General features: G+C 71.4%; 25 protein-coding genes. 22 read left to right on the top strand and 3 right to left on the bottom strand.

Translation table 11 applies throughout. From position 1 onward, the window contains the following. Positions 1–2: 2 nt before the first annotated feature. Positions 3–1301 (bottom strand): DUF349 domain-containing protein, encoded by a 1299-nt coding sequence (locus H5397_RS04395; RefSeq protein WP_375539408.1) that lies wholly within the window; start codon positions 1299–1301, stop codon positions 3–5. Between the two features lie 12 nt (positions 1302–1313). Between H5397_RS04395 and H5397_RS04390 the strand changes: the two genes are divergently transcribed. After that, on the top strand, positions 1314–2000 hold the full coding sequence (locus H5397_RS04390) for an MBL fold metallo-hydrolase (RefSeq protein ID WP_182815103.1): 687 nt from the start codon (positions 1314–1316) through the stop codon (positions 1998–2000). Positions 2001–2002: 2 nt separating this feature from the next. Next, on the top strand, positions 2003–3337 hold the full coding sequence (hisS, locus tag H5397_RS04385; RefSeq protein ID WP_182815102.1) for a histidine--tRNA ligase: 1335 nt from the start codon (positions 2003–2005) through the stop codon (positions 3335–3337). Here the strand turns inward: hisS and H5397_RS04380 are convergent. Continuing rightward, a complete protein-coding gene (locus H5397_RS04380; protein ID WP_182815101.1) occupies positions 3328–3891 on the bottom strand; it encodes a PepSY domain-containing protein in 564 nt (187 codons plus the stop codon). The two genes, hisS and H5397_RS04380, sit on opposite strands and share 10 nt — an antisense overlap. Before the next feature lie 159 nt (positions 3892–4050). Here H5397_RS04380 and aspS point away from each other — a divergent pair, with 159 nt between their 5' ends. Continuing rightward, positions 4051–5865 (top strand): aspartate--tRNA ligase, encoded by a 1815-nt coding sequence (gene aspS, locus H5397_RS04375; protein WP_182815100.1) that lies wholly within the window; start codon positions 4051–4053, stop codon positions 5863–5865. A gap of 199 nt (positions 5866–6064) precedes the next feature. On the opposite strand, the gene H5397_RS04370 is transcribed toward aspS, so the two are convergent. Beyond that, positions 6065–6799, bottom strand: coding sequence for a 2,3-bisphosphoglycerate-dependent phosphoglycerate mutase (locus H5397_RS04370; RefSeq protein WP_182815099.1), 735 nt, complete (start codon positions 6797–6799; stop codon positions 6065–6067). A 41-nt stretch (positions 6800–6840) separates the two neighbouring features. Here H5397_RS04370 and H5397_RS04365 point away from each other — a divergent pair, with 41 nt between their 5' ends. From H5397_RS04365 to rpoZ, 19 genes are all read left to right on the top strand, one after another. Beyond that, entirely contained in the window at positions 6841–8220 is a 1380-nt protein-coding gene (locus H5397_RS04365; RefSeq protein WP_182815098.1) for a replication-associated recombination protein A, read from the top strand. Between the two features lie 10 nt (positions 8221–8230). Then, positions 8231–8647, top strand: a complete 417-nt coding sequence (locus tag H5397_RS04360) for a DUF948 domain-containing protein (protein ID WP_182815097.1) — start codon at positions 8231–8233, stop codon at positions 8645–8647. After that, positions 8644–8895 carry a hypothetical protein gene (locus H5397_RS04355; RefSeq protein WP_182815096.1) on the top strand — a complete coding sequence of 84 codons (252 nt, stop codon included), beginning with the start codon at positions 8644–8646 and terminating at the stop codon, positions 8893–8895. Before H5397_RS04360 ends, H5397_RS04355 begins: the two co-directional genes overlap by 4 nt. Next, positions 8892–11567, top strand: coding sequence for an alanine--tRNA ligase (gene alaS / locus H5397_RS04350; protein ID WP_182815095.1), 2676 nt, complete (start codon positions 8892–8894; stop codon positions 11565–11567). The genes H5397_RS04355 and alaS overlap by 4 nt, the downstream gene beginning before the upstream one ends. Next, on the top strand, positions 11564–12043 hold the full coding sequence (gene ruvX / locus H5397_RS04345) for a Holliday junction resolvase RuvX (RefSeq protein ID WP_182815094.1): 480 nt from the start codon (positions 11564–11566) through the stop codon (positions 12041–12043). Before alaS ends, ruvX begins: the two co-directional genes overlap by 4 nt. Before the next feature lies 1 nt (position 12044). After that, positions 12045–13220 carry an endolytic transglycosylase MltG gene (mltG, locus tag H5397_RS04340; protein WP_182815093.1) on the top strand — a complete coding sequence of 392 codons (1176 nt, stop codon included), beginning with the start codon at positions 12045–12047 and terminating at the stop codon, positions 13218–13220. A 19-nt stretch (positions 13221–13239) separates the two neighbouring features. Then, a complete protein-coding gene (aroC, locus tag H5397_RS04335; protein ID WP_182815092.1) occupies positions 13240–14427 on the top strand; it encodes a chorismate synthase in 1188 nt (395 codons plus the stop codon). Beyond that, positions 14424–14933 carry a shikimate kinase gene (locus H5397_RS17595; RefSeq protein WP_309224273.1) on the top strand — a complete coding sequence of 170 codons (510 nt, stop codon included), beginning with the start codon at positions 14424–14426 and terminating at the stop codon, positions 14931–14933. The genes aroC and H5397_RS17595 overlap by 4 nt, the downstream gene beginning before the upstream one ends. Beyond that, a complete protein-coding gene (aroB, locus tag H5397_RS04330; RefSeq protein ID WP_220491986.1) occupies positions 14930–16015 on the top strand; it encodes a 3-dehydroquinate synthase in 1086 nt (361 codons plus the stop codon). Before H5397_RS17595 ends, aroB begins: the two co-directional genes overlap by 4 nt. Then, positions 16015–16698, top strand: coding sequence for an FMN-binding negative transcriptional regulator (locus H5397_RS04325; RefSeq protein WP_182815091.1), 684 nt, complete (start codon positions 16015–16017; stop codon positions 16696–16698). Before aroB ends, H5397_RS04325 begins: the two co-directional genes overlap by 1 nt. A 63-nt stretch (positions 16699–16761) precedes the next feature. Beyond that, on the top strand, positions 16762–17331 hold the full coding sequence (efp, locus tag H5397_RS04320; RefSeq protein ID WP_182815090.1) for an elongation factor P: 570 nt from the start codon (positions 16762–16764) through the stop codon (positions 17329–17331). Then, positions 17328–17762 carry a transcription antitermination factor NusB gene (gene nusB, locus H5397_RS04315; RefSeq protein WP_182815089.1) on the top strand — a complete coding sequence of 145 codons (435 nt, stop codon included), beginning with the start codon at positions 17328–17330 and terminating at the stop codon, positions 17760–17762. Before efp ends, nusB begins: the two co-directional genes overlap by 4 nt. A gap of 14 nt (positions 17763–17776) precedes the next feature. Beyond that, entirely contained in the window at positions 17777–18907 is a 1131-nt protein-coding gene (carA, locus tag H5397_RS04310; protein ID WP_182815088.1) for a glutamine-hydrolyzing carbamoyl-phosphate synthase small subunit, read from the top strand. A gap of 1 nt (position 18908) precedes the next feature. Then, positions 18909–22220 (top strand): carbamoyl-phosphate synthase large subunit, encoded by a 3312-nt coding sequence (gene carB, locus H5397_RS04305; RefSeq protein ID WP_182815087.1) that lies wholly within the window; start codon positions 18909–18911, stop codon positions 22218–22220. 10 nt (positions 22221–22230) lie between these two features. Continuing rightward, positions 22231–23301 (top strand): quinone-dependent dihydroorotate dehydrogenase, encoded by a 1071-nt coding sequence (locus tag H5397_RS04300; protein WP_182815086.1) that lies wholly within the window; start codon positions 22231–22233, stop codon positions 23299–23301. Next, positions 23298–24104, top strand: a complete 807-nt coding sequence (gene pyrF / locus H5397_RS04295; RefSeq protein WP_182815085.1) for an orotidine-5'-phosphate decarboxylase — start codon at positions 23298–23300, stop codon at positions 24102–24104. Before H5397_RS04300 ends, pyrF begins: the two co-directional genes overlap by 4 nt. 69 nt (positions 24105–24173) lie before the next feature. Continuing rightward, complete coding sequence (gene mihF, locus H5397_RS04290) at positions 24174–24497, top strand: integration host factor, actinobacterial type (protein ID WP_182815084.1); 324 nt, start codon at positions 24174–24176, stop codon at positions 24495–24497. Next, complete coding sequence (gene gmk / locus H5397_RS04285) at positions 24494–25057, top strand: guanylate kinase (RefSeq protein ID WP_182815083.1); 564 nt, start codon at positions 24494–24496, stop codon at positions 25055–25057. Before mihF ends, gmk begins: the two co-directional genes overlap by 4 nt. Positions 25058–25070: 13 nt before the next feature. Continuing rightward, positions 25071–25409 carry a DNA-directed RNA polymerase subunit omega gene (rpoZ, locus tag H5397_RS04280; RefSeq protein WP_182815082.1) on the top strand — a complete coding sequence of 113 codons (339 nt, stop codon included), beginning with the start codon at positions 25071–25073 and terminating at the stop codon, positions 25407–25409. Positions 25410–25412: the final 3 nt, after the last annotated feature.

Below are 25412 nucleotides of genomic sequence, written 5' to 3'. Positions count from 1 at the left end.
CCTCAGCGGGTGAAGTCGGCCAGGGTGGCCTTCGCCTGGTCGAGCCAGGTCTGGTAGGTCGCGATCGAGTCCTGGGCCTTCTTGGCGGCCTGCTGGTCGCCGCGGGCCTCGGCCTTCTCGGCCTTGGCGGCCAGTTTGTCGATCTCCGCGCTGAGCATGGCGACCGTCTCCTCGGCGCGCTGGCGCGCCTCGGGGTCGGTGCGCTTCCACTCGTCCTCCTCGGCCTTGCGGACGGCCTGCTCGATCGCGCGGACGCGGTTGTCGAGGCCGCGCATGGAGTCACGGGGGACCTTGCCGAGGGCGTGGTACTCCTCGAGGAAGGTGCGGAAGGCGGCGCGCGCCGACTCCACGTCCTTCACCGGGACGATGCTCGCCTCGGCCTTGGCCAGCAGCTCCTCCTTGGCGACCAGGTTGCCGGTGAACTCCTCGTCCTGGGCGCTCTGGGCGGCGGTGCGGGCGCCGAAGAACTGGTCCTGGAGACCGCGGAACTCGGCCCAGAGCTTGTCGTCGTGCTCGCGGGCGGCCGATCCGGCGGCCTTCCAGCGGGTCATCAGGTCGCGGAAGGCACCCGAGGTGGGGCCCCAGTCGGTGGAGTCGGCCAGCGAGCGGGCCTCCTCGATGATCTGCTCCTTGACGGCCTTCGCCTCGCCCCAGCGCGCGGACTGCTCGGCGAACTGCGCCTTGCGCCGGCGGGTGTAGGTGGTTCGGGCTGAGCTGAACCGGTGCCACAGGGCGTCGTCGGTGGCGCGGTCGATGCGGGGGAGCTTCTTCCAGTCCTCGAGCAGCTGGCGGAAGCGGTTGACCCCGCCGCGCCAGTCGTTGCCGGACGCCAGCGCCTCGGCCTCGCCGACCATGGCCTCCTTGGCCTCGCGGGTGGCCTCGTGCTGCTTGGCGCGCTCGGCCTTGCGGGCCTCGGACGCCTCGGCCAGGCGGGGCTGCAGGGCCTCGAGCCGGGCCTCCAGGGCGGCGAGGTCGCCGACCGCGTTGGCCTCGGACACCGACTTGCGCAGGTTCTTGATCGTGTGGCGTGCGTCGTCGGGGGAGACCGCACCGGAGTTCAGGCGCTGCTCGAGCAGCGTCACCTCCAGCTCGAGGGCCTCGTAGCGCCGGACGAAGAAGGCGAGCGCCTCGTCGGGGGACACGTCGGGAACCTGACCGACCGCCCGTTCGCCCTCACCCGTGGTCACGTAGACGGTGCCATCGGGGTCGACACGACCGAAGCTGGCCGGACCTGCAGAGTCAGTCATGGGCTCCATCTTGCACGAAAACACCCCTCCGGCGCGCGCGGTCTGGCCGACGATAAGGTAACGGACGTGTTCCTGACCTCGTTCCCGGCCGGTCCGCTGCAGGCCAACTGCTACATCCTGTCGATGGATGGGCGGCGGTGCGTGGTCGTCGACCCCGGTGTCAACGCGTTCGAGCCGGTCAAGGAGCTCGTCGCCGAGCACGGGCTCACCGTCGAGGCGGTCGTCCTCACACACGGGCACCCCGACCACGTGGGCGGTGCGGCGGACGTTGCCGACCACTACGGCGTCCCGGCCTACCTGCACGAGTCCGACCGCGAGCTGTTCGACACCTCGCTGCTGATGCCGTGGGCCCTCGAGATCATCGACCGGTTCGGCGTCAACCACGTCGAGCCCGCCGACCTGCGTGACCTCGTCGGCGGCGAGACGCTGGAGCTGGCCGGCATGACCTTCACCACCGAGGTCGCGCCGGGTCACCGCCCGGGCTGCCTGCTGTGGCGCACGCCCCTGGTCGAGCCGGTGCCGCAGGCGCCCGAGCTGACCGAGATCGTGTTCACCGGCGACGTGGTGTTCGCCGGCTCCATCGGGCGCACCGACCTGCCCGGCGGCGACGACGAGGCCATGCGACGCTCGCTGCGCGACGTCGTCCTGGCGCTGCCCGACACCGCCGCCCTGCTGCCGGGGCACGGGCCCGAGACCACGATGGCCCACGAGCGGGCCACCAACTCCTACCTGACCGAGAGCTACCTGAGGTGAGCATGCGTCCCAAGCCGTTGTCCGGGTTCCCCGAGTTCCTGCCCGCCGGGCGGATCGTGGAGCAGGCCGTCCTCGACTCGCTGCGGCAGACGTTCGAGCTGCACGGTTTCGCGTCCATCGAGACGCGCGCGGTCGAGACGATGGACGCCCTGACCCGCAAGGGCGAGATCACCAAGGAGGTCTACGTCGTCCGTCGCCTGCACGCGGCGGAGGGCGAGACCGGGGATGACCTCGGCCTGCACTTCGACCTCACCGTGCCCTTCGCGCGCTACGTGCTCGAGAACGCCGGCCACCTCGCCTTCCCGTTCCGGCGCTACCAGGTGCAGAAGGTGTGGCGCGGCGAGCGCCCGCAGGAGGGCCGCTACCGCGAGTTCGTGCAGGCCGACATCGACGTGGTGGGGGAGAACACCCTCGCCGGCCACCACGACGTCGAGGTGGCCCTGGTCATGCTCGAGGCGCTGGAGACGCTGCACACCCGGTTCGGCGTCCCGCCCGTGGTCATGCACGTGAACAACCGCAAGCTCGCCGAGGGCTTCTACCGCGGCCTCGGGGTCGAGGACCACATGGCTGTCCTGCAGCGCGTCGACAAGCTCGACAAGATCGGCCCGGACGCCGTGGCGGCCCTGCTCGTCGACGAGCTGGGGCTGTCGGCCGAGGCCGCCGCCAAGTGCCTGGAGCTGGCGACGATCTGCACCCCCGACACGTCGTTCGTGGAGCGCGTTCGCGCCCTGGGCGTCCAGCACGAGCTGCTCGACGAGGGCCTGGCCGCCCTCGCCGAGGTCGTCGAAGCCGCTGAGGCGGCGGTGCCCGGGCGCCTCGTGGCCGACCTCAAGATCGCCCGCGGCCTGGACTACTACACCGGCACCGTCTACGAGACCGAGATGGCCGGCTTCGAGTCGCTGGGCTCGATCTGCTCGGGCGGGCGCTACGACGCGCTGGCCACCGACGGCAAGCGCACGTGGCCCGGCGTCGGCATCTCCGTCGGCGTCACCCGCATCCTGGCCCCGCTCATCGCCAAGGGCGAGCTGGTGGCGTCCCGCTCGGTACCGACCTGCGTGCTGGTCGCGGTGGACGCCGAGGAGACCCGCGGCACGGCCCTGGCCACGGCTGCCGCGCTGCGGGCGCGGGGGATCCCCACCGAGGTCGCGCCCAAGGCCGACAAGTTCGGCAAGCAGATCCGCTACGCCGACCGGCGGGGCATCCCCTTCGTGTGGTTCGGTGGGGCCGAGGGTGACTCGGTCAAGGACATCCGCTCGGGCGAGCAGGTGCCCGCCGACGCCGCCACGTGGACGCCGCCGGCCGGCGACCTGCGCCCGAGCGTCGGCCGTCAGGCCTGAATCTCGCCCGTCACCGCGTCGACGTAGACGTCCACGTCGTCGCGGTCGGCGGTGTCGATGGTGACCTCCCACACGACGGCGTCGTTGCGGTCGTCGAGCTCGACGTCGTCGATCACGCCCGGGGTGGCCTCGAGGGCGGTCTTCATCGCGTCCACGAGCGAGACCGTCGCGGCCGCGGCGCGGCGCGCGTCATCGCCGTCGACCGCCTCGTCACGGTCACTCTCGGTGACCGCGGTGCCGGCGTTGTCGGTCGTGACGTCGTGGACACGGTCGCCCACCAAAACCTCGACCTCCCAGCGCTGGTCGTCATGGTCGAGCTGGATCGCGGCGCCACTCACCTCGGCCTCGGCGGTGGCGACGGCGGCCTCGCCGGCCGCGTTGTGGGCGGCGGCGTCCGCGGGGGTGTCACCGCGCGGGGCATCGGCGGTGGTCGTCGCGGCCGGCGGGTTGACGGTGCCGGGGGCTGGGGCCGGGGGAGTCGCCGGCGAGGTGCAGGCGGCGAGCAGGAGGCCGCCGGCCAGGACGGTGGGGAGGAGGGCTGTCGTCTTCTTCATGGGCCCCACGCAACCCGACGAGTGGCTCACGACAAGGGGTGATGTCCCCCAGTCGACCCCGAACCGGGCACCGGGTCGGGAGGTGTCACCCGCAGTGCGTACAATCACCCCCACGCGCCCCGTACCGTCCATGCGGGGGCAAGAAGGGAATCACGCAGCATGTTGCGCACGCACCAGGCCGGGACGCTCACGTCCGAGCACGTCGGCCAGACCGTCAGCCTCGCCGGATGGGTCGCCAAGCGGCGCGACCACGGCGGGGTGGCCTTCATCGACCTCCGCGACGCCTCCGGCATCTGCCAGGTGGTCGTCCGCGACGAGTACCTGGCCTCCGCCGGGATCCACGACCTCCGCAACGAGTTCTGCATCCAGGTGACGGGCGTCGTCGATGCCCGAACCCCCGAGAACGTCAACCCCAACATCGCCACCGGTGAGGTCGAGGTCGCGATCCGCGAGCTGGAGGTGCTGAACCCGGCCGCGCCGCTGCCGTTCCAGATCGACGAGCGCACCACCGTCGGTGAGGACGCCCGCCTCAAGCACCGCTACCTCGACCTGCGGCGTCCGCGCCAGCACGAGGCGCTCGTCCTGCGCTCGAAGGTCACGCGCGCGATCCGCGAGGTGCTCGACGGCCGCGACTTCCACGACATCGAGACCCCAACCCTCACCCGCTCGACCCCCGAGGGCGCCCGCGACTTCGTCGTGCCGGCCCGCCTGCACCCGGGCAAGTGGTACGCCCTGCCGCAGAGCCCGCAGCTGTTCAAGCAGCTGCTCATGGTCGCCGGTATGGAGCGCTACTACCAGATCGCGCGCTGCTACCGCGACGAGGACTTCCGCGCCGACCGCCAGCCCGAGTTCACCCAGCTGGACATCGAGATGAGCTTCGTCGACCAGGACGACGTGATCGCCCTGGCCGAGGAGGTCATGGCGGCCTGCTGGCGCCTGATCGGCGTGGAGATGTCGCTGCCGCTGCCGCGGATGACCTGGCACGACGCCATGGACAACTACGGCTCCGACAAGCCCGACCTGCGGTTCGACAACAAGATCCGCGAGCTCACCTCGTACTTCGCCGACACGCCCTTCCGCGTGTTCCAGGCGCCGTACGTGGGCGGCGTGGTCATGCCGGGCGGGGCGTCCCAGCCTCGTCGCCAGTTCGACGCGTGGCAGGAGTGGGCCAAGCAGCGCGGCGCCAAGGGTCTTGCCTACGTGACCATCGGCGAGGACGGCACCCTCGGCGGGCCGGTCGCCAAGAACATCACCGACGCCGAGCGCGACGGCCTGGCCGCCGCCATGGACGCCCAGCCGGGCGACGCGATCTTCTTCGGCGCGGGTGCCCGCGAGGCCACCCAGGAGCTGCTGGGCGCCGCGCGCCTGGAGATCGGACGCCGCACCGGCCAGATCGACGAGGACGACTGGTCGTTCCTGTGGGTCGTGGACGCCCCCATGTTCAAGCTGCGCGAGGACGCCGTCGCCTCCGGTGATGTCGCCATCGCCGAGGGCAAGTGGGCCGCGGTGCACCACGCGTTCACCTCGCCCAAGCCCGAGTCGCTCGACACCTTCGACACCGACCCCGGCTCGGCGCTGTCCTACGGCTACGACTTCGTCGCCAACGGCAACGAGATCGGCGGCGGCTCGATCCGTATCCACCGCCGCGACGTGCAGGAGCGCGTGTTCAAGGTCATGGGCCTGTCCCAGGAGGAGGCGCAGGAGAAGTTTGGCTTCCTGCTCGAGGCCTTCTCCTTCGGCGCCCCGCCCCACGGCGGCATCGCCTTCGGCCTGGACCGCCTCGTGATGCTGCTCGGCGGCTTCGACACCATCCGCGACGTCATCGCGTTCCCGAAGTCGGGCGGCGGGTTCGACCCGCTGACCGAGGCGCCGGCGTCCATCACGGCGCAGCAGCGCAAGGAGGCCGGGGTCGACGCCAAGCCGAAGGCCGAGAAGCCCGCCGAGGCCGCAGCCGAGGCGAAGCCGGAGGCCTGATCCCGCCGAGGGCTCTACTTCTAATTGCCGAGGGCTCTACTTCTAATTGCCGAGGGCTCTACTTCTAATTGCCGAGGGCTCTACTTCTTATCCGGAGTGGAGCCCTCGGCGCTGAAAACTCAAGCCCTCGGCGCTGAAAACTCAAGCCCTCGGCGCGTAAGACCCAAGCCCTCGGCGCGAAAAACTCAAGCCCTCGGCGTCAGGTGCCGCCCTCCGCGGCGACCATCGCCGCCGCCACGTGGGCGGCGTCGGAGTCGAGGTAGCGGGCGGTGCCGAGGCGTCCGTCGGACCAGGGCACGACGAGCGGGTGCCCGGCCGGGATGTTGAGCCGCTCGACCTGTTCGTCGGTCATCCCCGCCACCAGGGCGGCCAGGGCGCGCAAGGTGTTGCCGTGCGCCACGAGGAACACCGTCTGCCCCGCCGCCAGCGCAGGTTCGAGTTCGTCGGTCCACCATGGCTCCACGCGCAGCATCACATCCGACAACGACTCGCCGATGCCGGCGTCCAAGGGGCCGCGATCGGCGACCGGGGCCGGGTCGTGCCAGCCGGCGACCTGTTCGGGTGACGCAGCGGGGGGCCGGCCGTTGAGCGTGCGGCGCCACGTGAAGAAGGCCTCCTCGCCGAACCGCTCGCGTGCGTCGTGCTTGGAGACGTTGGTCAGGCAGCCGTAGGCACGCTCGACGAGCCGCCACGTGGAGCGCACCTCGGGGTCCATCGCGAGGTGACCGAGCAGCAGCTCCGTCGTACGGGACGCCCGCAGCATCGTCGACTGCCACACGAGGTCGGGCACGAGCCCCTCGGCGCGGAGGAGGTCCGCGGCGACCTCCACCTGGGCCTCGCCGGTCGGGGCGAGCGGGGCGTCCAGCAACCCGGTGAACACCCGGGCGGCGTTGAAGGTCGTCTCGCCGTGGCGCAGCAGCATCAGGGTGCCCATCCCGGGATTGTGCCACTGGTCGTTGCGGTAGCGTCGGACGGGTGACGGACCTCTTCGGCAACCCCGACCCCAGCGACGCCCCCGCGGCGCGCACGGGCGGCTCCCTGTCGAGCGCCGGCCACGACGACGTACCTCTGGCCGTGCGCCTGCGCCCCCGGACCCTGGACGAGATCGTCGGGCAGCAGCACCTGCTCGGCCCCGGGTCGCCGCTGAAGCGCCTCGCCGACGGTCAGCCCATGTCGGTGTTCCTCTGGGGTCCGCCCGGGGTGGGCAAGACGACGATCGCCTCGGTGGTCTCGCAGGCCACCAACCGCCGCTTCGTCGAACTGTCGGGCGTCACCGCGGGCGTCAAGGAGGTCCGCGCCGAGCTGGACACCGCCAAGCGCGAGCTCGCCCGCGGCCGCGGGACGGTGCTGTTCGTCGACGAGGTGCACCGCTTCAACAAGGCGCAGCAGGATGTCCTGCTGCCCGCCGTCGAGAACCGCTTGGTCACCCTGATCGCGGCCACCACCGAGAACCCGTCCTTCTCGGTCATCTCGCCCCTGCTGTCCCGCTCGCTGCTCCTCACGCTCAAGCCGCTGACCGACGACGACGTCAACGCCCTGCTCGACCGTGCGCTCAGCGACGAGCGCGGGCTGCGGACCCCCGAGGGCGCCACCTACGACCTCGACACCGACGCCCGGGGCACGCTGGTCCGACTCGCCGGCGGGGACGCCCGTCGCTCGCTGACCTACCTCGAGGAGGCTGCGGCGTCGGCGTCCGCCCTCGGCTCGACCACGATCACCCCCGAGGCGGTCGAACTCGCCGTCGACAAGGCCGCGGTCCGTTACGACCGTGACGGCGACCAGCACTACGACGTCATCAGCGCGTTCATCAAGTCGATCCGCGGGTCCGATGTCGACGCGGGCCTGCACTACCTCGCCCGGATGCTGGCCGGGGGAGAGGACCCCCGCTTCATCGCCCGGCGCCTGATCATCCTCGCCAGCGAGGACGTCGGCATGGCCGCGCCCTCGGTGCTGCAGACCTGCGTGGCGGCGGCCCAGGCCGTGCAACTGATCGGCATGCCCGAGGGACGCCTCGTGCTCGCCCAGGCGGTCGTCGCCTGCGCCACCGCTCCCAAGTCGAACGCCTCCTATGCCGCGATCAACGCGGCCCAGGCCGACGTGGCGGCCGGCAAGGGCGGGCCCGTCCCGCTGCACCTGCGCGACGCCCACTACGCCGGCGCGAAGGCGCTCGGCCACGGGAAGGGCTACCAGTACGCCCACGACGCCCCGCACGCGGTCGCCGCCCAGCAGTACCTGCCCGACGACCTGGCGCAGGCGCGCTACTACGAGCCCACCACGCACGGCAACGAGGCGCAGATCGCCGAGCGGTTGTCGGCGATCCGGTCGCTGCTGGGGCGCGACGAGGCGACCCACTAGGCTCGAACCCATGACTGTTGGGGAGGTTGCCGGGCTCATCGCGGCGATCGCGTTCGTGTTCCTCGTGGGCATGGCGGCGATCCCGCTGTTCAAGCTGGGCAAGGTGCTCGACGAGCTGGCGACCGCCGTGAAGGACGTGGGCACCGGGACGACCCCGATCCTGAACGAGCTCAAGGAGACGGTCACCGTCACCAACCAGGAGATCGCCAAGATCAGCGACGTGACCGCCGAGGTCGAGAAGGTGACCGCCGACGTCGCCCGCGTCAGCAACCACGCCAGCACCGTGGTGGAGAACACCGCGGCCCTGTCGAAGATCATGACCGCCGCCGTGGGGCGGCCCCTGGTGGCCGTGGCGTCCACCTCGCACGCCCTGCGCACCGCGATCGCCTCGAAGATCGAGGGTCCGGCCGAGAAGAGGAGCGCATGAGCCGCGGCTTCTGGTTCCTGGCCGGCGTCGCGACCACGGCGTTCGTGACCATCAAGGGCCGGGAGTACTATCGACGCCTGACCCCCGAGGGGATGGCTGAGGAGATCGAGCGCCGCGCCGAGGAGACCGCAGTGTCGGCGAAGGCGTGGGCCGCCGACTTCGCCACGACCTACAGCAATGCCCGAGCGGCCAAGCGATCCGAGCTGATGGCCCTGCTCACCAAGGACGAAAGAGGACAACTGGAATGAAGACCGCGGAGATCCGGCGCCGGTTCCTGGACCACTTCACCGCCGCCGGGCACACCCTGGTGCCCTCTGCGTCGCTGGTCTACAACGACCCGACCCTGCTGTTCGTCAACGCCGGCATGGTGCCGTTCAAGTCCTACTTCACCGGCGCCGAGGACGCGCCCTACGACACCGCCACCAGCTGCCAGAAGTGCGTGCGCACCCTCGACATCGAGGAGGTCGGCAAGACCACCCGCCACGGCACCTTCTTCCAGATGAACGGCAACTTCTCCTTCGGTGACTACTTCAAGGAGGGTGCGATCCAGCACGCCTGGAAGCTGGTCACCGGTTCGGTCGGCGACGGCGGGCTCGGCTTCGACCCCGACAAGGTGTGGGTCACCGTGCTCGGCCCCGGCCACCACCCCGACTTCCCCGAGGGGGACGCCGAGGCGGTCGCGCTGTGGAGGTCCGTCGGCCTGCCCGACGAGCGCATCCAGCGCCGCGACCTGAAGGACAACTACTGGAACATGGGCGTCCCCGGCCCCGGCGGACCCTGCTCCGAGATCTACATCGACCGCGGTCCGGCCTACGGCCCCGAGGGCGGCCCGGTCGTCGACGAGGACCGCTTCCTCGAGATCTGGAACCTCGTCTTCATGCAGCAGGAGCTGTCCGCGGTCCGTGCCAAGGACGACTTCGACGTGCTGCGCCCGCTGCCGAAGCCGAACATCGACACCGGCATGGGCCTGGAGCGTGTTGCCTACCTGATGCAGGGCAAGGACAACATGTACGAGATCGACCAGATCTTCCCGGTCATCGAGAAGGCCGCCGAGCTGTCGGGCAAGCGCTACGGCGCGAACCACGACGACGACGTGCGCATGCGCGTCGTGGCCGACCACGTGCGCTCCGGCCTCATGCTCATGACCGACGGTGTCACCCCCGGCAACGAGGCCCGCGGCTACGTCCTGCGCCGCCTGCTGCGCCGCAGCGTGCGCGCGATGCGCCTGCTGGGCGTGCACGACCCGGTGCTGCCCGAACTGCTCCCGATCAGCAAGGGCCTCATGGAGGAGTCCTACCCCGAGGTCACCAGCGAGTGGGCCCGCGTGTCGGCGTCCGCGTACGCCGAGGAGGAGAGCTTCCGGCGGACGCTGGCCTCCGGCACCCAGATCTTCGACGTCGCGGTGCGCAACGCCAAGGCGGCCGGGCAGACCACCCTGGCCGGCGACCAGGCGTTCCAGCTGCACGACACCTACGGGTTCCCGATCGACCTGACCCTCGAGATGGCCTCCGAGGCCGGCCTCGAGGTCGACCGCGCCGAGTTCACCCGCCTCATGGGTGAGCAGAAGGCCCGCGCCAAGGCCGACGCCCGCGCCAAGAAGGGCGGCGCGGTCAACACCGAGGCCTACCGCCAGCTGCGTGAGGCGGGCGAGACCCCGTTCCTCGGCTTCACCGACCTGACCGTGCCCAGCCGCGTGCGCGGCATCGTGCGCGACGGTGCGGTCGTCCCGTCCGCCCAGCCCGGCGACGTCGTCGAGGTCGTGCTGGCCGAGACCCCGTTCTACGCCGAGGCCGGTGGCCAGGACGCCGACGCCGGCGTCCTCACTGCGCCCGGCCTGGCGCTCGACGTGCTCGACGTGCAGCGTCCCGTCCAGGGCCTGGTCGTGCACAAGGTGCTGGTCAACGAGGGCGAGCTCACCGCGGGCGCCGAGGTGCTGGCGCAGGTGGACGCCGCGGCGCGCCTCGGCGCGTGCCAGGCCCACACCGCCACGCACATCGTCAACGCCGCGCTGCGCCAGCTGCTGGGCGACACCACCCACCAGGCCGGCTCGTACAACAAGCCCGGCTACCTGCGCTTCGACTTCAATGCCACGGCCGGTCTCTCGACCGACGCCAAGGCCGAGCTCGAGGGCATCGTGAACCAGGCGGTCCGCGGCAACTTCGCCGTCACCGACCGCGAGATGCCCTTGGACGAGGCCAAGGCGCTCGGCGCCCAGGCCATGTTCGGCGAGAAGTACGGCAACGTCGTGCGCATGGTCGAGCTCAACGGCGCCTGGAGCCGCGAGCTGTGCGGTGGTACGCACGTGGGCTCGACCGCCCAGATCGGGCTGGTGAACCTGCTCGGCGAGGGCTCGATCGGCTCCGGCATCCGCCGCGTCGAGGCGCTGGTGAGCGGGGACGCCTTCTCGCGCTTCGCCGCCGAGCGCGCCCTGGTCGGCACCCTGGCCGACACGCTCAAGACCCAGCCCGACCAGCTCGTCGACCGCGTCGAGAAGCTGCTCGCCCAGCTCAAGTCGGCCGAGAAGGAGATCGCCGACCTGCGCACCCAGCAGCTGCTCGGCAACCTCGACGCCCTGGCCGCCTCGGCCACCGACGTCGGTGCGGTCAAGCTCGTCGCCCGCGCCATGCCCGGTGTCGGCGGCGGCGACCTGCGCACGCTGGCCATGGGCCTGCGCGACAAGCTGTCCAGCCAGCCGGCGGTCGTCGCGCTGGTCGGCGGCGAGGCGAAGCCAGTCGTGATCGTGGCCACCACCGACGCCGCCCGCGCGGCCGGCGCGAAGGCCGGCCAGCTGGTCGACGTCGCCGCGGCCCAGCTCGGCGGCAAGGGCGGCGGCAAGGACGACCTCGCCCAGGGCGGTGGCTCCGACGCCGCGGGCACCGACGCGGCGCTGGCCGCGATCCGCGACGCCCTGGCCGGATGACGGACGACGCACTGCGCGGCGTCCGGCTCGGCATCGACTGGGGGCAGGCGCGCATCGGGGTCGCGGCGTGTGATGCCGGCGGCGTCCTCGCCTTCCCCGTGGAGACGATCGCGCCGGCGTCCGACGCCCGGGTCGTGCGCGACCGCCTGTCGGCGATCGTGGAAGAGTACGAACCCGTCGTGGCCTACCTCGGCCTGCCCCGCCACCTGCGGGGTGCGGAGGGGGAGTCCGCCGCGAAGGCGCGGGGCCAGGCACGGTGGCTGGCGCGCACGTTCCCCGACGTGGCCGTGCACCTGGTGGACGAGCGGATGACCACGGTGTCCGCGACGCGGCAGCTGCAGGAGGCGGGCAGGTCGGCCAAGACCCAGCGCGCCGTGATCGACCAGGCCGCCGCCGTGGCAATCTTGAACCACGCGCTCGACACCGAACGCCTCACCGGCGCGCGGGCCGGGGAGCGAATCGAAGGAAAGGTGTGACATGACCGAGCCTCGCCGGGTCCGCCGACGGGACAGGCTGCGCGACCCCGAAACGGGGCAGTGGGACATGGCGGAGGTGCGCCACCGCATGAAGGGTTGGGCGGCCGTGCTCGTCGCTCTGGCCGTGATCGTGGGCGGCGGCTGGTTCGTCGGGAACCGCGCTTGGGACGCCTTCATGGACTTCCGCACCCAGGAGGACTACATCAGCGTGGCCGGGCTGGAGGACGTGCAGGTCACGATCCCCGCAGGCTCCACGATGGGCCAGATGGCGACCATGCTGCAGGAAGCCAACGTCGTGAAGTCCGCCGACACCTTCACCAAGTACGCCCGGAGCCGCCCCGACGAGGCGGCGAGGATCCAGGCGGGCACCTACAACCTCCGCACCGAGATCTCGGCGCAGAGCGCCTTCGACCGGCTGCTCGACCCGGCCAACATCGTGCGCAACATGATGCGCATCCCCGAGGGGCTGCGCCTCTCCGAGGCCCTGGCGCAGATCTCCGAGCGCACGAAGATCCCGCAGGAGGAACTGCAGGCGGTCATCGACGACCCCGCCGAGCTGGGCCTGCCCGAGTGGGCCGGCGGCAAGGCCGAGGGCTTCCTGTACCCCGAGACCTACGAGATCGGGGCCGACCCGACCGCGCTGTCGGTGCTGCAGATCCCGGTCAACCACTTCAAGAAGGTGGCGGCCGAGATCGCCTTCGAGAACCGCGCGGCATCCACCCCGCTCGGCGACCCGTACCAGACGCTGGTCATGGCCAGCATCGTCGAGCGCGAGGCCCGCAGCGCCGAGGACCGCGCCATGGTCGCCCGGGTGTTCTACAACCGCCTCGAGCAGGGCATGCCCCTGCAGTCCGACGCGACGACGGCGTACGCCAACAACACCACCGGTCGTGCGGCCACCACCGATGCCGAGCGGGCGCTGGACAGCCCGTACAACACCTACCACCCGTCGACGGCCGGCAAGCTCCCCCCGGGCCCGATCAGCTCGCCCGAGCGGTCCGCGCTGGAGGCGGCCCTGGCCCCGGCCGAGGGCGACTGGCTGTTCTTCGTGACCGTGGACCTCGACACCGGTGAGACCAAGTTCACCAACACGCTGGACGAGCACAACGCCGCCGTGGCCGAGCTGCGCGCGTGGTGCGCGGCCAGCCCTGAGAACCAGAAGAAGTGCACCGGCTGACCGTGGGAGACTGACGCCCATGTTGCGTTGGTTGACCGCAGGGGAGTCCCACGGTCGCGCCCTGGTGGCGACGATCGAGGGCATCCCCTCCCACGTCCGTGTCAGCACCGACGACCTGGCCGAGGCGCTGCGGCGCCGCCGGCTCGGCGTCGGCCGGGGGGCCCGGATGAAGTTCGAGGCCGACGAGGTGACGATGCTCACCGGCATCCGCCACGGCGAGACGCTGGGCTCGCCCATCGCGGTCATGGTCGGCAACACCGAGTGGCCCAAATGGGAGACCGTGATGGCCCCCGACGAGGTCGACCCGGCCGTCCTCGAGCAGCAGGCCCGCAACGCCGCCCTCACCCGTCCGCGCCCCGGCCACGCCGACCTGGCCGGCATGCAGAAGTACGAGTGGGACGAGGCCCGTCCCATCCTCGAGCGCGCCTCCGCCCGTGAGACCGCGGCCCGCGTGGCCCTCGGCCGGATCGCCAGCAACTTCCTCGACCAGGCCTACGGGGTGCAGGTCGTCAGCCACGTCGTCGAGATCGGCCCGGTCCGCTCGACGGGGCTGGCGCTGCCGACGTTCGCCGACCGCGACGCCATCGACGCCGACCCGGTGCGCTGCTTCGACGCCGAGTCCTCGGCCCGCATGCTCGCCGAGATCGAGGCCGCCAAGGCCGAGGGCGACACCATCGGCGGCGTCGTCGAGGTGGTCGCGACCGGCCTGCCCCCCGGCATCGGCTCGCACAGCCAGGGCGACCGCCGCCTCGACGCGCGCCTGGCGGGCGCCCTCATGGGGATCCAGGCGATCAAGGGCATCGAGGTCGGCGACGGCTTCGAGCTCGCCCGAACCCGCGGGTCGCTGGCCCACGACGAGATGGTGCTGGACGGCGACCACATCGCCCGCACCGGCAACCGCTCCGGCGGCACCGAGGGCGGGATGAGCACCGGCGAGGTGCTCCGCGTGCGCGCCGCGATGAAGCCGATCGCGACGGTGCCGCGCGCGCTGCGTACGGTCGACACGGCGTCCATGACCCCGGCCCAGGCCCACCACCAGCGCTCCGACGTGTGCGCGGTGCCGGCCGCCGGCGTCGTCGCCGAGGCCATGGTCGCGCTGGTGCTGGCCGAGCAGATGCTGGAGAAGTTCGGCGGCGACTCGCTGGCCGAGACCTCCCGCAACCACCGCGCCTACCTCGACCGCCTCGCCGAGCGGGGGCTGGCGTGACCACGATCGCCCTGATCGGCGCCCCCGGCTCGGGCAAGTCGACCGTCGGCGCGCTGCTGGCCGAGCGGCTGCGGCTGCCGTTCTTCGACGTCGACACCGAGATCGAGCGCATGCACGGCAAGCTCGTCCGCGAGATCTTCGCCGACGACGGCGAGGAGGCCTTCCGCGCCATCGAGAAGGACGCCACCCTGTCGCTGCTCGTCGGCGACGGTGTGGTCAGCCTCGGGGGCGGCGCGCCCATGACCCCGGCGATCGCCGACGCGCTGGCCGACGTGCAGACCGTCTGGCTCATGGTGGACGCCCACGACGCGTTCAAGCGCGTCGGCCTGGACGACAGCCGCCCGCTGCTGGCCGGTGGCGGCATCCGGGCCACCCTGATCAAGATGCTGCGGGCGCGCACGCCCGTCTACGCGGCGGTCGGCCGCCTCCACGTCGACACCTCCGGGCGCGAACCCGGCGAGGTCGTGGAGGAGATCATCGCCCTGCTGCAGGAACCCGCCGCATGACCGAGCTGAGCACCATCCACGTCGCGACGGCCCAGCCCTACGACGTGACCGTCGGCCATGGGGCCGTGTCCCGCCTGCGTGCCGCCGTCGGGGACGCCGCCCGCGTCGCGATCCTGCACCCCAAGGTGCTGGGTGACGAGGCGACCGCGCTGGCCCACCAACTCGACGCCGAGGTGACGCAGGTCCAGCTGCCGCGCGGCGAGAAGGCCAAGACCGCCAAGGTGCTGGACGCCTGCTGGAAGATCCTCGCCGAGGACGGGTTCACCCGCACCGACGCCGTCGTCGGCCTCGGCGGGGGAGCGACCACCGACCTGGCCGGCTTCGTGGCCGCGACCTGGCTGCGCGGCGTCCGGTACGTGTCGGTGCCCACGACCCTGCTGGCCATGGTGGACGCCGCCGTCGGCGGCAAGACCGGCATCAACCTCAAGGCGGGCAAGAACCTCGTCGGTGCGTTCTGGGAGCCGGCCGCGGTGCTCGCCGACCTCGACTTCCTGGCCAGCCTGCCGATCGACGACCTGCGCGGCGGCCTGGCCGAGATGGCCAAGCACGGCTTCATCGCCGACCCCCGCACCCTCGAGCTCTTCGAGGCCGACCCGCAGGCCCTGCTCACCCCGGGCAGCCCCGCGCTGGCCGAGGCGGTGTCCCGGTCGATGGAGGTCAAGGCCGGCGTCGTCGCCGGCGACCTGCGCGAGCGCACGAGCGCCGGCGCGCAGGTGGGACGCGAGCTGCTCAACTACGGCCACACGCTCGCGCACGCGATCGAGCGCCGCGAGAAGTACACGATGAGCCACGGCTACGCGGTCAGCATCGGCGCCCAGTTCGCCGCGCTGCTCAGCCGCAACCTCGGCCACGCCGACGACGCCTTCGTCGAGCGCCACCGGGCGGTGTTCGGGTCGGTGGGACTGCCGCTCACTTACGACGCCGACGCCTGGGACGACCTGCGCGAGACCATGAACCTCGACAAGAAGACCCGGGCCGGGTCGCTGCGGTTCGTGCTGCTGGACGCCGTGGGCAGCCCGTTCATCGCCGAGGCCCCCGACGAGGGCCTCCTGCGCGACACCTACGCCGAGCTCGCCGGCTGATGTACACCCCGCGCCACTTCGCGATGACCGACGAGCACGTCCGTTCGCTGCTGGCGACCGCCGAGACGGCCCAGCTGGTCACGGCCCACGAGACCGGGCCGGTCGCGACCCTGCTGCCCCTCACGTGGCGTCCGGACGCCGCGGGCGAGGGTCTCGGCTCGCTCGTCTTCCACGTGACCCGGGTGAACCCGGTGTGGAAGGAACCACACCTGGGCGAGGCGCTGGCGATCCTGTCGGGGCCCGACGGCTACATCGACGCCGACTGGTACGCCTCCAACGCCGAGGCCCCGGGCGTCCCGACGTGGAACTACGTCACGGTGCACGCCTACGGGCCGCTGGTGGTCCACGACGACGCCGAGTGGCTGCGCGCCGCGGTGTGGGACATGTCCGACCGGTTCGGCTACGACACCGACAAGGTCGACCCCGACGCCATCGAGCGGATGCTGCGCGCCATCGTCGGCATCGAGCTGCCCATCGCCCGGGTCGAGGCCAAGGCCAAGCTCAACCAGAACCGGACCCCGGCCGACATCGCCGGCGCGATCGCGGGGTTGCGCTCGGCGGGCAACGCCCCGCTGGCCGACGTGATGGACGAGGTCAGCGTCCCGCACGCCGAGCAGCGGCACGCGCTGCTGGCCGACATCCGGGGCCGCAACCTGGGCCAGGTGCGCCCGCCGGTCGGCTGACGCCGCAGCCCGCGGCGTCCGGTACAGTTCTCCGTTGGAAACGCGACGCCGGAAGGACCATGCATGCCCACCATCTCGACCAACGACCTGAAGAACGGCACCGTTCTCGACATCGACGGCCAGCTCTGGCAGGTCATCTGGTTCCAGCACCACAAGCCGGGCAAGGGCAACACCGTCGTCCGCAGCAAGCTGAAGAACGTCCTGTCCGGCAAGATCGTCGACAAGACCTTCAACTCCGACACCAAGGTCGAGAGCGCCACGGTCGACCGCCGCGAGATGCAGTACCTGTACCACGACGGCCACGCGTTCGTGTTCATGGACACCGTGTCCTACGACCAGCTGAACATCGCCGACGAGATCGTCGGTGACGCCAAGGACTACATGCTCGAGAACCAGATGGCGCTCGTCGCCACCCACGACGGCAACCCGCTCTACATCGAGCTGCCGGCGTCGGTCGAGCTGGAGATCACCTACACCGAGCCCGGCCTGCAGGGCGACCGCTCCTCGGCCGGCACCAAGCCCGCCACGCTGGAGACCGGCAAGCAGATCCAGGTCCCGCTGTTCATCGAGCAGGGCACCCGGGTCAAGGTCGACACCCGCGACGGCAGCTACCTGGGTCGCGTCAGCGCGTGACCGACCGCCGCGACAACAGCACGCGGACGAAGGCCCGCAAGCGCGCCCTCGATGTCCTGTACGAGAGCGAGCTGCGGGGCCGCCCCGCTGCGGAGACGCTCGCCGAGCGCATCGGCCTGGCGCCCGTGCGCCCCTTCACGATCCAGCTGGTCAACGGCTGCATCGAGCACGCCGACGAGCTGGACGCCGTGATCGCGGCCAGCCTCACCGGTTCGTGGACGCTGGAGCGCATGGCCCGCGTCGACCGCAACCTCGCGCGCATCGCGCTGTTCGAGATCGCGCACACGGACACGCCCGCACCCGTCGCCATCGACGAGGCCGTCGGGCTGGCCGCCGAGTTCTCCACCCCCGAGTCGCCCGCGTTCCTGAACGGGCTGCTCAACGCCGCCGTGCAACGGCTTTCCGCTCCGGGGGATCCCGGGGCCGAGTGAGGAAGGACACCACCATGGAACCTCGCACCGCACCACCAGCTCTGTTGGTCCTCGAGGACGGTCGCGTTTTCCGTGGGGTGTCCTTCGGCGCCACCGGCGAGACCTTCGGCGAGGCCGTCTTCTCCACCGGCATGACCGGCTACCAGGAGACGCTGACCGACCCCAGCTACCACCGTCAGGTCGTGGTCGCGACCGCGCCGCACATCGGCAACACGGGCTGGAACGACGAGGACGACGAGTCGCGCCGCATCTGGGTGGCCGGCTACGTCGTGCGCGACGTGTCCCGGGTCCGCTCGAACTGGCGCTCCAACCGGTCGCTGCACGAGGTGCTCGCCGAGCAGGGCGTCGTCGGCATCGCCGAGGTCGACACCCGCGCCCTCACGCGCCACCTGCGCGAGCGCGGCGCCATGCGGGTGGGCATCTCCACCACCGAGACGGACGCCGACAAGCTCCTGGCGCGCGTGCTCGAGCAGCCGCCCATGGCGGGCGCCAACCTCGTCGGCGACGTGACGGTCGAGCAGCCCGCCGTCGTGCCCGCCGAGGGGGAGCGCCGCTTCGCCGTGGCCGCCGTCGACCTCGGCATCAAGGACATGACCCCGACGATGATGGCCCGCCGCGGCATCGAGGTGCACGTGCTGCCTGCCTCCTCGACGCTGGCCGACATCCGCGCCACGGGGGCCGACGGGGTCTTCTTCAGCAACGGGCCCGGCGACCCCGCCGCCGCCGGCGAGGCGGTCGCGCTGCTCACCGAGGTGCTGGACGCCGGCCTGCCCTACTTCGGCATCTGCTTCGGCAACCAGATCTTCGGGCGCGCCCTCGGGTTCGGCACCTACAAGCTCACCTACGGCCACCGCGGCATCAACCAGCCCGTGCTCGACCGCCGGACGGGCAAGGTGGAGATCACCGCCCAGAACCACGGCTTCGCGGTCGACGCGCCGCTGGACCGCGACACCGACACCCGCTGGGGCACGGCCCGGGTCAGCCACGTCTGTCTCAACGACGACGTCGTCGAGGGCCTGGAGCTGCTCGACGGCGACGGCCGCCTGCGCGGCTTCTCGGTGCAGTACCACCCCGAGGCGGCCGCCGGCCCACACGACTCGGCCTACCTGTTCGACCGTTTCGTCGCGATGCTCGAGGGGAACTGACATGCCACGCCGTACCGACATCAGCTCGATCCTCGTGATCGGGTCGGGCCCGATCGTGATCGGCCAGGCCTGCGAGTTCGACTACTCGGGCACCCAGGCCTGCCGCGTGCTGCGGGAGGAGGGGTTCCGGGTGGTCCTGGTGAACTCCAACCCGGCCACGATCATGACCGACCCCGAGTTCGCCGACGCCACCTACATCGAGCCGATCACCCCCGAGATGGTCGAGAAGGTCATCGCGCTGGAGCGGCCCGACGCGATCCTGCCCACGCTGGGCGGCCAGACGGCCCTCAACACGGCGGTGGCCCTCCACGAGAACGGCGTGCTCGAGCGCTACGGGGTCGAGATGATCGGCGCCAGCTTCGACGCCATCCAGCGCGGCGAGGACCGGGAGAAGTTCAAGGACATCGTGTCCGGCCTCGACGTCCCGGGCGCGAAGCCCGAGTCGGCCCGGTCGGTGGTCTGCCACACGCTGGAGGAGGTGGTGGCCGCGGCGTCCGAGCTCGGTTACCCGCTCGTGCTGCGGCCCAGCTTCACGATGGGCGGGGTCGGGTCGGGCTTCGCCCACGACGAGGCCGAGCTGCGCGAGATGGCCGCCATCGGGCTGGCCGCCTCGCCGGTGACCGAGGTGCTGGCCGAGGAGTCGATCCTGGGCTGGAAGGAGTACGAGCTGGAGGTGATGCGTGATGCGGCCGACAACGTCGTCATCATCTGCTCGATCGAGAACCTCGACCCGATGGGCGTCCACACCGGCGACTCGATCACGGTCGCCCCGGCGATGACGCTGACCGACCGCGAGTACCAGGCCATGCGCGACGTCGCCATCGCGATCATCCGCGAGGTCGGGGTCGACACCGGCGGCTGCAACATCCAGTTCGCCGTCAACCCGGTGGACGGGCGCATGGTCGTCATCGAGATGAACCCGCGCGTGTCGCGGAGCTCGGCGCTGGCGTCGAAGGCGACCGGGTTCCCGATCGCCAAGATCGCCGCGAAGGTCGCCGTCGGGTACACCCTGGACGAGATCGACAACGACATCACCGAGCAGACCCCGGCCAGCTTCGAGCCGACGCTGGACTATGTCGTGGTCAAGGTGCCCCGGTTCGCGTTCGAGAAGTTCCCGACGGCCGAGGACACGCTGACCACCCACATGAAGTCGGTGGGCGAGGCGATGGCTTTCGGCCGCAACTTCCCCGAGGCCCTGAACAAGGCGCTGCGCTCGCTGGAGGACCCGAAGGCCCCCTTCGACCTCACCTCGCCGATCCCCGAGTCGCTCGACGACATCCTGTCCCGCGTCGGCCGGCCGCACGACGGACGCCTCCAGCTCGTCATGCGCGCCTTCCGGGCCGGGGCGACGGTGGAGCAGCTGCACGTGGCCACCGGGATCGACCCGTGGTTCCTCGATCAGATCCTGCAGGTCTGGGAGCTCGCCCAGGAGGTGCGCGACCACGACAACCTGGCCCCCGACCTGCTGCGCCGGGCCAAGCGGATCGGCCTGTCCGACCACCAGGTCGCGCTGCTGCGGAACACCTCCGACGAGGTGATCCGGGGCGTGCGGTGGGCGCTGGGCGTGAACCCGGTCTACAAGACCGTCGACACCTGCGCCGCCGAGTTCGCCGCTCGGACGCCGTACCACTACTCGACCTACGACGAGGAGAACGAGGTCGCCGAGCGGACGAAGCCCGCGGTGCTCATCCTCGGCTCGGGCCCCAACCGCATCGGGCAGGGCATCGAGTTCGACTACTCGTGCGTGCACGCCGCGATGGCGCTGCGCGAGGCCGGCTACGAGGCCGTGATGGTCAACTGCAACCCCGAGACCGTCTCGACCGACTACGACACCTCCGACCGGCTCTACTTCGAGCCGCTGACGCTGGAGGACGTGCTCGAGGTCTACCACGCCGAGCTCGACAAGGGCCCGGTGGCCGGCGTCATCGTGCAGCTGGGCGGACAGACGCCGCTGAAGCTCGCCCAGGCGCTCAAGGACAACGGGGTGCCGATCGTCGGCACCTCCCCCGAGGCGATCAACGCGGCCGAGGAGCGGGGCGCCTTCGGCGACGTCCTCGTCGCGGCCGGGCTGCCCGCCCCGCGCTACGGCATGGCGCAGAGCGCCGCCCAGGCCGTCGAGATCGCCAACCGCATCGGCTACCCGGTGCTCGTGCGCCCCAGCTACGTGCTGGGCGGGCGCGGCATGGAGATCGTCTACGACGACGAGGCGCTGGTCGGCTACATCCACCGGGCGACCTTCATCACCCCGCAGCAGCCGGTGCTGGTCGACCGGTTCCTCGACGACGCGATCGAGATCGACGTCGACGCCCTGTACGACGGCAGCGACCTGTACCTGGGCGGGGTCATGGAGCACATCGAGGAGGCCGGCATCCACTCCGGCGACTCGGCGTGCACGCTGCCCCCGATCACGCTGGGCACCGACGTCATCGAGCGGATCCGGGTCGCCACCGAGGCGATCGCCCGGGGCGTGGGCGTCCGCGGCCTGATCAACATCCAGTACGCGCTGCAGGGCGACACCCTGTTCGTGCTCGAGGCCAACCCGCGGGCGTCCCGCACCGTGCCGTTCGTGTCGAAGGCCACCGGCACCCAGCTGGCCAAGGCCTGCGCCCGGGTCATGCTGGGGGAGTCGATCGCCGACCTGCGCGCGGCCGGGGTGCTGCGCGCGACCGGCGACGGCGCCGAGCTCATCGAGACGGCCCCCATCGCGGTCAAGGAGGCCGTGATGCCGTTCAACCGGTTCCGCACGGCCGACGGCGTCTCGGTGGACTCCCTGCTCGGCCCCGAGATGAAGTCGACCGGCGAGGTGATGGGTCTGGACGCCCGCTTCGGCACGGCCTTCGCCAAGTCCCAGACCGGCAGCTACGGCGGCCTGCCCACCGGCGGCACCGCCTTCGTGTCGATCGCCAACCGCGACAAGCGGCACGCGATCTTCCCCGTGAAGCGGCTGGCCGACCTCGGCTTCCGGATCGTCGCGACCGCCGGCACCGCCCAGGTACTGCGCCGCAACGGGATCGAGGTCGAGGTGCTGCGCAAGGCGCACGAGGGGCGCGGACCCGACGGGCACCCGACGGTCGTGGACGCCATCCTGGCCGGCGAGGTGGACCTCATCTTCAACACCCCGCAGGGCGCCGGCGCCGACGGGCAGCCGCGCCGCGACGGCTGGTCGATCCGCTCGGCGGCCATCCTGCGGGACATCCCGATCATCACCACGGTGCAGGGCCTGTCCGCGGCCGTGCAGGGCATCGAGGCGACGCAGGCGGGGGAGGTCGGCGTCCGGTCACTCCAGGACTGGACGGCGCTCATGGCGCGATAGGGTCGTGGCCATGCTGCGCACCATCGTGGGGACGGGTTACGAGAGGGCCCTGCGCCCCCTGCTGTTCAAGGCCCGGGGCGGGGACCCGGAGAGCGTCCACGAGGACATGATCCGGGCGCTGTCGGTGCTCGCCCAGCTCCCCGGTGCGCGCGACCTGGCCCGCCTCGCGACGCGCAGCGCCTCGTCGCCGGTCGAGGTGGCCGGCATCCGGTTCCCGGGCCGGGTCGGCCTGGCCGCCGGCATGGACAAGGACGGACGCGCCGCCCTCGCGTGGCAGTACCTGGGCTTCGCGTTCGCCGAGCTCGGCACCGTCACCGCCCAGGCACAGCCGGGCAACGAGCGGCCGCGCATCTTCCGGGCCCCGGAGTCGGGCGGATTGGTCAACCGGATGGGGTTCAACAACCACGGCGCGCTCGCCCTGGCCAACCGGCTCGCGGTCGCTGGCGTGTTCCGGGGCAACGGCGCAGCGGGCATCCCACTGGGCGTCAGCCTCGGCAAGACGAAGGTGGTCGAGGTGGAGGACGCCGTGGCCGACTACCTGGCCTCGTTCGACCTCGTGCACCCCCACGCCGACTACATCGCCGTGAACGTCTCCAGCCCCAACACCCCCGGCCTGCGCTCGCTGCAGGACGGGGGAGCGCTCGCCGAGCTGCTCGGCGCCCTCACCACCCGAGCCCGCCAGCTGCGCGCCGCCGACCCCGTGCCCGTGTTCGTCAAGGTCGCGCCCGACCTGACCTTCGATCAGCTCGACGAGGTCCTCGGTGCCGCCACGGACGCCGGCGTCTCGGGCCTGATCGCCACCAACACCACGCTGTCGCGCGAGGGCCTGGCCCCCTCGGACCGGCACCTGGCCGACGAGGCCGGCGGACTGTCCGGGCGGCCGCTGACGGCCCGTGCTCGCGAGGTCGTCGGCTACGTGGCCGGGCACACCGACCTCCCGGTGATCGGGTCGGGTGGCGTGATGACCGCCGACGATGCCAAGGCCCTGTTGGACGTCGGCGCGAGCCTGGTCCAGATCTACACTGGCTTCATCTACGCGGGTCCCGCCCTCATCGCGTCCATCAACGAGGAGGTCAGGTGAGCACCTATCGCCAGCGGCTCAAGGAGGTCGTCGCCCAGCGCGGCAACCTCTGCGTCGGGATCGACCCCCATCCCTCCCTGCTGTCGGCCTGGGGACTGTCGCTCGACGCGTCCGGGCTGGAGGCCTATTGCCGCACCGTCGTGAACGGGCTCGGCGACGTGGTCGCCGTGTTCAAGCCGCAGGTCGCGTTCTTCGAGGTGCACGGCTCGGCCGGGTTCGCGGTGCTGGAGCGCCTGGTCGCGGCCATCCGCGAGGCCGGGGCGCTGTCCATCCTGGACGCCAAGCGCGGCGACATCGGCTCGACGATGCAGGCCTACGCCGAGGCGTTCCTCGCGCCGCACGCCCCCCTGGCCGGCGACGCCGTGACCGTGTCGCCCTACCTGGGCTTCGACTCGCTCATGCCCGCCTTCGAGCGCGCGATCGCCTTCGACAAGGGCGTCTACGTGCTGGCCCGCACCTCGAACCCCGAGGGCGGGCAGGTGCAGCTGGCGCTCGGGCAGGAGGGGTCGGTGGCGCAGACGATCATCGATTCGGCCCGCGAGCTCAACACGCGCGCCCGCACCCGCGCGATCGGCCTGGTCGTCGGCGGGACCCACCAGTCGCTGGCGTGCGACGTGTCGGAGTTCAACGGATCCATCCTCGTCCCGGGCATCGGGGCGCAGGGCGGTCGCATGGAGGACCTGCCCGGCCTGTTCGGCAGCGCCTACGACAACGTGCTGCCCATGGTGGGGCGTGGCATCCTGCAGGCAGGGCCCGACCCGGAGGCCCTACGGCAACGAGTTGCCACGTTCCTGCCCTCGTGAACGCCACGATTCGCCCGAATCAACCGTCAAGTTGTCTAATCTGCTGTACCAAGTCCACCGCATGACCCGTTGGGAGCCAGAGTGTCCATCCCCCAGCTCACGACCGAGCAGCTGCAGGCTGCTCGGGCTGCAGCAACCCAAGCGCGCCGCGTGCGCGCCGAGTTGAAGGCCAAGGTGCGCACCGGGGCGTTGTCCCTCGGTGAGGCGCTGGACGTGGCCCAGGCCGATGACGTGCTGGCGCACGTCAAGGTCGTCGACCTGCTCAAGTCCCTCCCGCGTGTCGGCGAGAAGCGCGCCACCGCCGTGATGGAGAAGCTCGACATCGCGTCGAACCGTCGCATCCGCGGCCTGGGGCGCCACCAGGTGGCGGGGCTCAAGGCCGAGTTCAAGTGAGGCACGGCATCACGGTGATCTCCGGGCCGGCAGGGGTCGGCAAGGGGACCGTGGTGCAGTTGCTGCGGGCGTCCCACCCCGAGGTGTGGGTGTCGGTGTCGGCGACGACGCGGCCCCCGCGACCGGGCGAGGTGGACGGCGTCCACTACCTGTTCACCTCCGACGCGGAGTTCGACCGCCTCATCGAGACCGACGGCCTGCTGGAGTGGGCCGTCGTCCACGGTCGGCACCGGTACGGGACGCCGGCGGGCCCGGTCCTCGAGGCGGCGGCGCAGGGGCGTCCGGTGATCCTGGAGATCGACCTGCAGGGGGCGCGCCAGGTCCGCGAGACGTTGCCGGAGGCCCATTTCGTCTTCCTGGCGCCGCCCGACTGGTCGACGCTCGTGGGCCGGCTGGAGGGCCGGGGAACCGAGTCGCCCGACCAGGTCGCGCGCCGTCTGGAGACCGCCCGCATCGAGCTCGCGGCGGCCGAGGAGTTCGACGAGGTCATCGTGAACGATGAGTTGGGACGCACGGTCGCGCAACTGGTAGACTCCTTGGGTTTGCAACCCCAGACGTGATGAAGGATGGACGTTGAGCACCCATATTCCCGAGGGGATCACGAACCCCCCGATCGATGAGCTCCTGAGCAAGGTCGACTCCAAGTACCGCCTGGTCCTGTTCGCCGCCAAGCGCGCGCGCCAGATCAACGCCTACTACAGCCAGCTCGGCGAGGGCCTCCTCGAGAACGTCGGCCCGCTGGTCGACACCTCGGTGCAGGAGAAGCCGCTGACCATCGCGCTGCGCGAGATCAACGCCGACGTGCTCGAGGTCACCGAGATCGACCCCGAGGCCGAGGCCGCCGCGCGCGCCGAGGCCGAGGCGGACCCGGACTTCGGCCTCGACCCGTTCGACCCCGACGCCCTGGCCTGAGCC

The sequence above is a fragment of the Propioniciclava sp. MC1683 genome (assembly GCF_014164675.1).
In the GTDB taxonomy this organism is placed as follows: domain Bacteria; phylum Actinomycetota; class Actinomycetes; order Propionibacteriales; family Propionibacteriaceae; genus Propioniciclava.
Note: the sequence above shows the minus strand (reverse complement) of the source record. Positions and strands in the feature narration are given on the sequence as shown.

What these genes read in the sequence shown, in the direction of transcription:
- H5397_RS04355 (WP_182815096.1), top strand. Translation starts at nt 8,644, where the DNA reads ATGAGCCGCGGCTTCTGGTTCCTGGCCGGCGTCGCGACCACGGCGTTC.
- H5397_RS04360 (WP_182815097.1), top strand. Translation starts at nt 8,231, where the DNA reads ATGACTGTTGGGGAGGTTGCCGGGCTCATCGCGGCGATCGCGTTCGTG.
- H5397_RS04300 (WP_182815086.1), top strand. Translation starts at nt 22,231, where the DNA reads ATGCTGCGCACCATCGTGGGGACGGGTTACGAGAGGGCCCTGCGCCCC.
- mltG (WP_182815093.1), top strand. Translation starts at nt 12,045, where the DNA reads ATGACCGAGCCTCGCCGGGTCCGCCGACGGGACAGGCTGCGCGACCCC.
- H5397_RS04380 (WP_182815101.1), bottom strand. Translation starts at nt 3,891, where the DNA reads ATGAAGAAGACGACAGCCCTCCTCCCCACCGTCCTGGCCGGCGGCCTC.
- H5397_RS04325 (WP_182815091.1), top strand. Translation starts at nt 16,015, where the DNA reads ATGTACACCCCGCGCCACTTCGCGATGACCGACGAGCACGTCCGTTCG.
- hisS (WP_182815102.1), top strand. Translation starts at nt 2,003, where the DNA reads ATGCGTCCCAAGCCGTTGTCCGGGTTCCCCGAGTTCCTGCCCGCCGGG.
- alaS (WP_182815095.1), top strand. Translation starts at nt 8,892, where the DNA reads ATGAAGACCGCGGAGATCCGGCGCCGGTTCCTGGACCACTTCACCGCC.
- aroB (WP_220491986.1), top strand. Translation starts at nt 14,930, where the DNA reads ATGACCGAGCTGAGCACCATCCACGTCGCGACGGCCCAGCCCTACGAC.
- H5397_RS04370 (WP_182815099.1), bottom strand. Translation starts at nt 6,799, where the DNA reads ATGGGCACCCTGATGCTGCTGCGCCACGGCGAGACGACCTTCAACGCC.
- aroC (WP_182815092.1), top strand. Translation starts at nt 13,240, where the DNA reads ATGTTGCGTTGGTTGACCGCAGGGGAGTCCCACGGTCGCGCCCTGGTG.
- aspS (WP_182815100.1), top strand. Translation starts at nt 4,051, where the DNA reads ATGTTGCGCACGCACCAGGCCGGGACGCTCACGTCCGAGCACGTCGGC.
- carB (WP_182815087.1), top strand. Translation starts at nt 18,909, where the DNA reads ATGCCACGCCGTACCGACATCAGCTCGATCCTCGTGATCGGGTCGGGC.
- efp (WP_182815090.1), top strand. Translation starts at nt 16,762, where the DNA reads ATGCCCACCATCTCGACCAACGACCTGAAGAACGGCACCGTTCTCGAC.
- ruvX (WP_182815094.1), top strand. Translation starts at nt 11,564, where the DNA reads ATGACGGACGACGCACTGCGCGGCGTCCGGCTCGGCATCGACTGGGGG.
- carA (WP_182815088.1), top strand. Translation starts at nt 17,777, where the DNA reads ATGGAACCTCGCACCGCACCACCAGCTCTGTTGGTCCTCGAGGACGGT.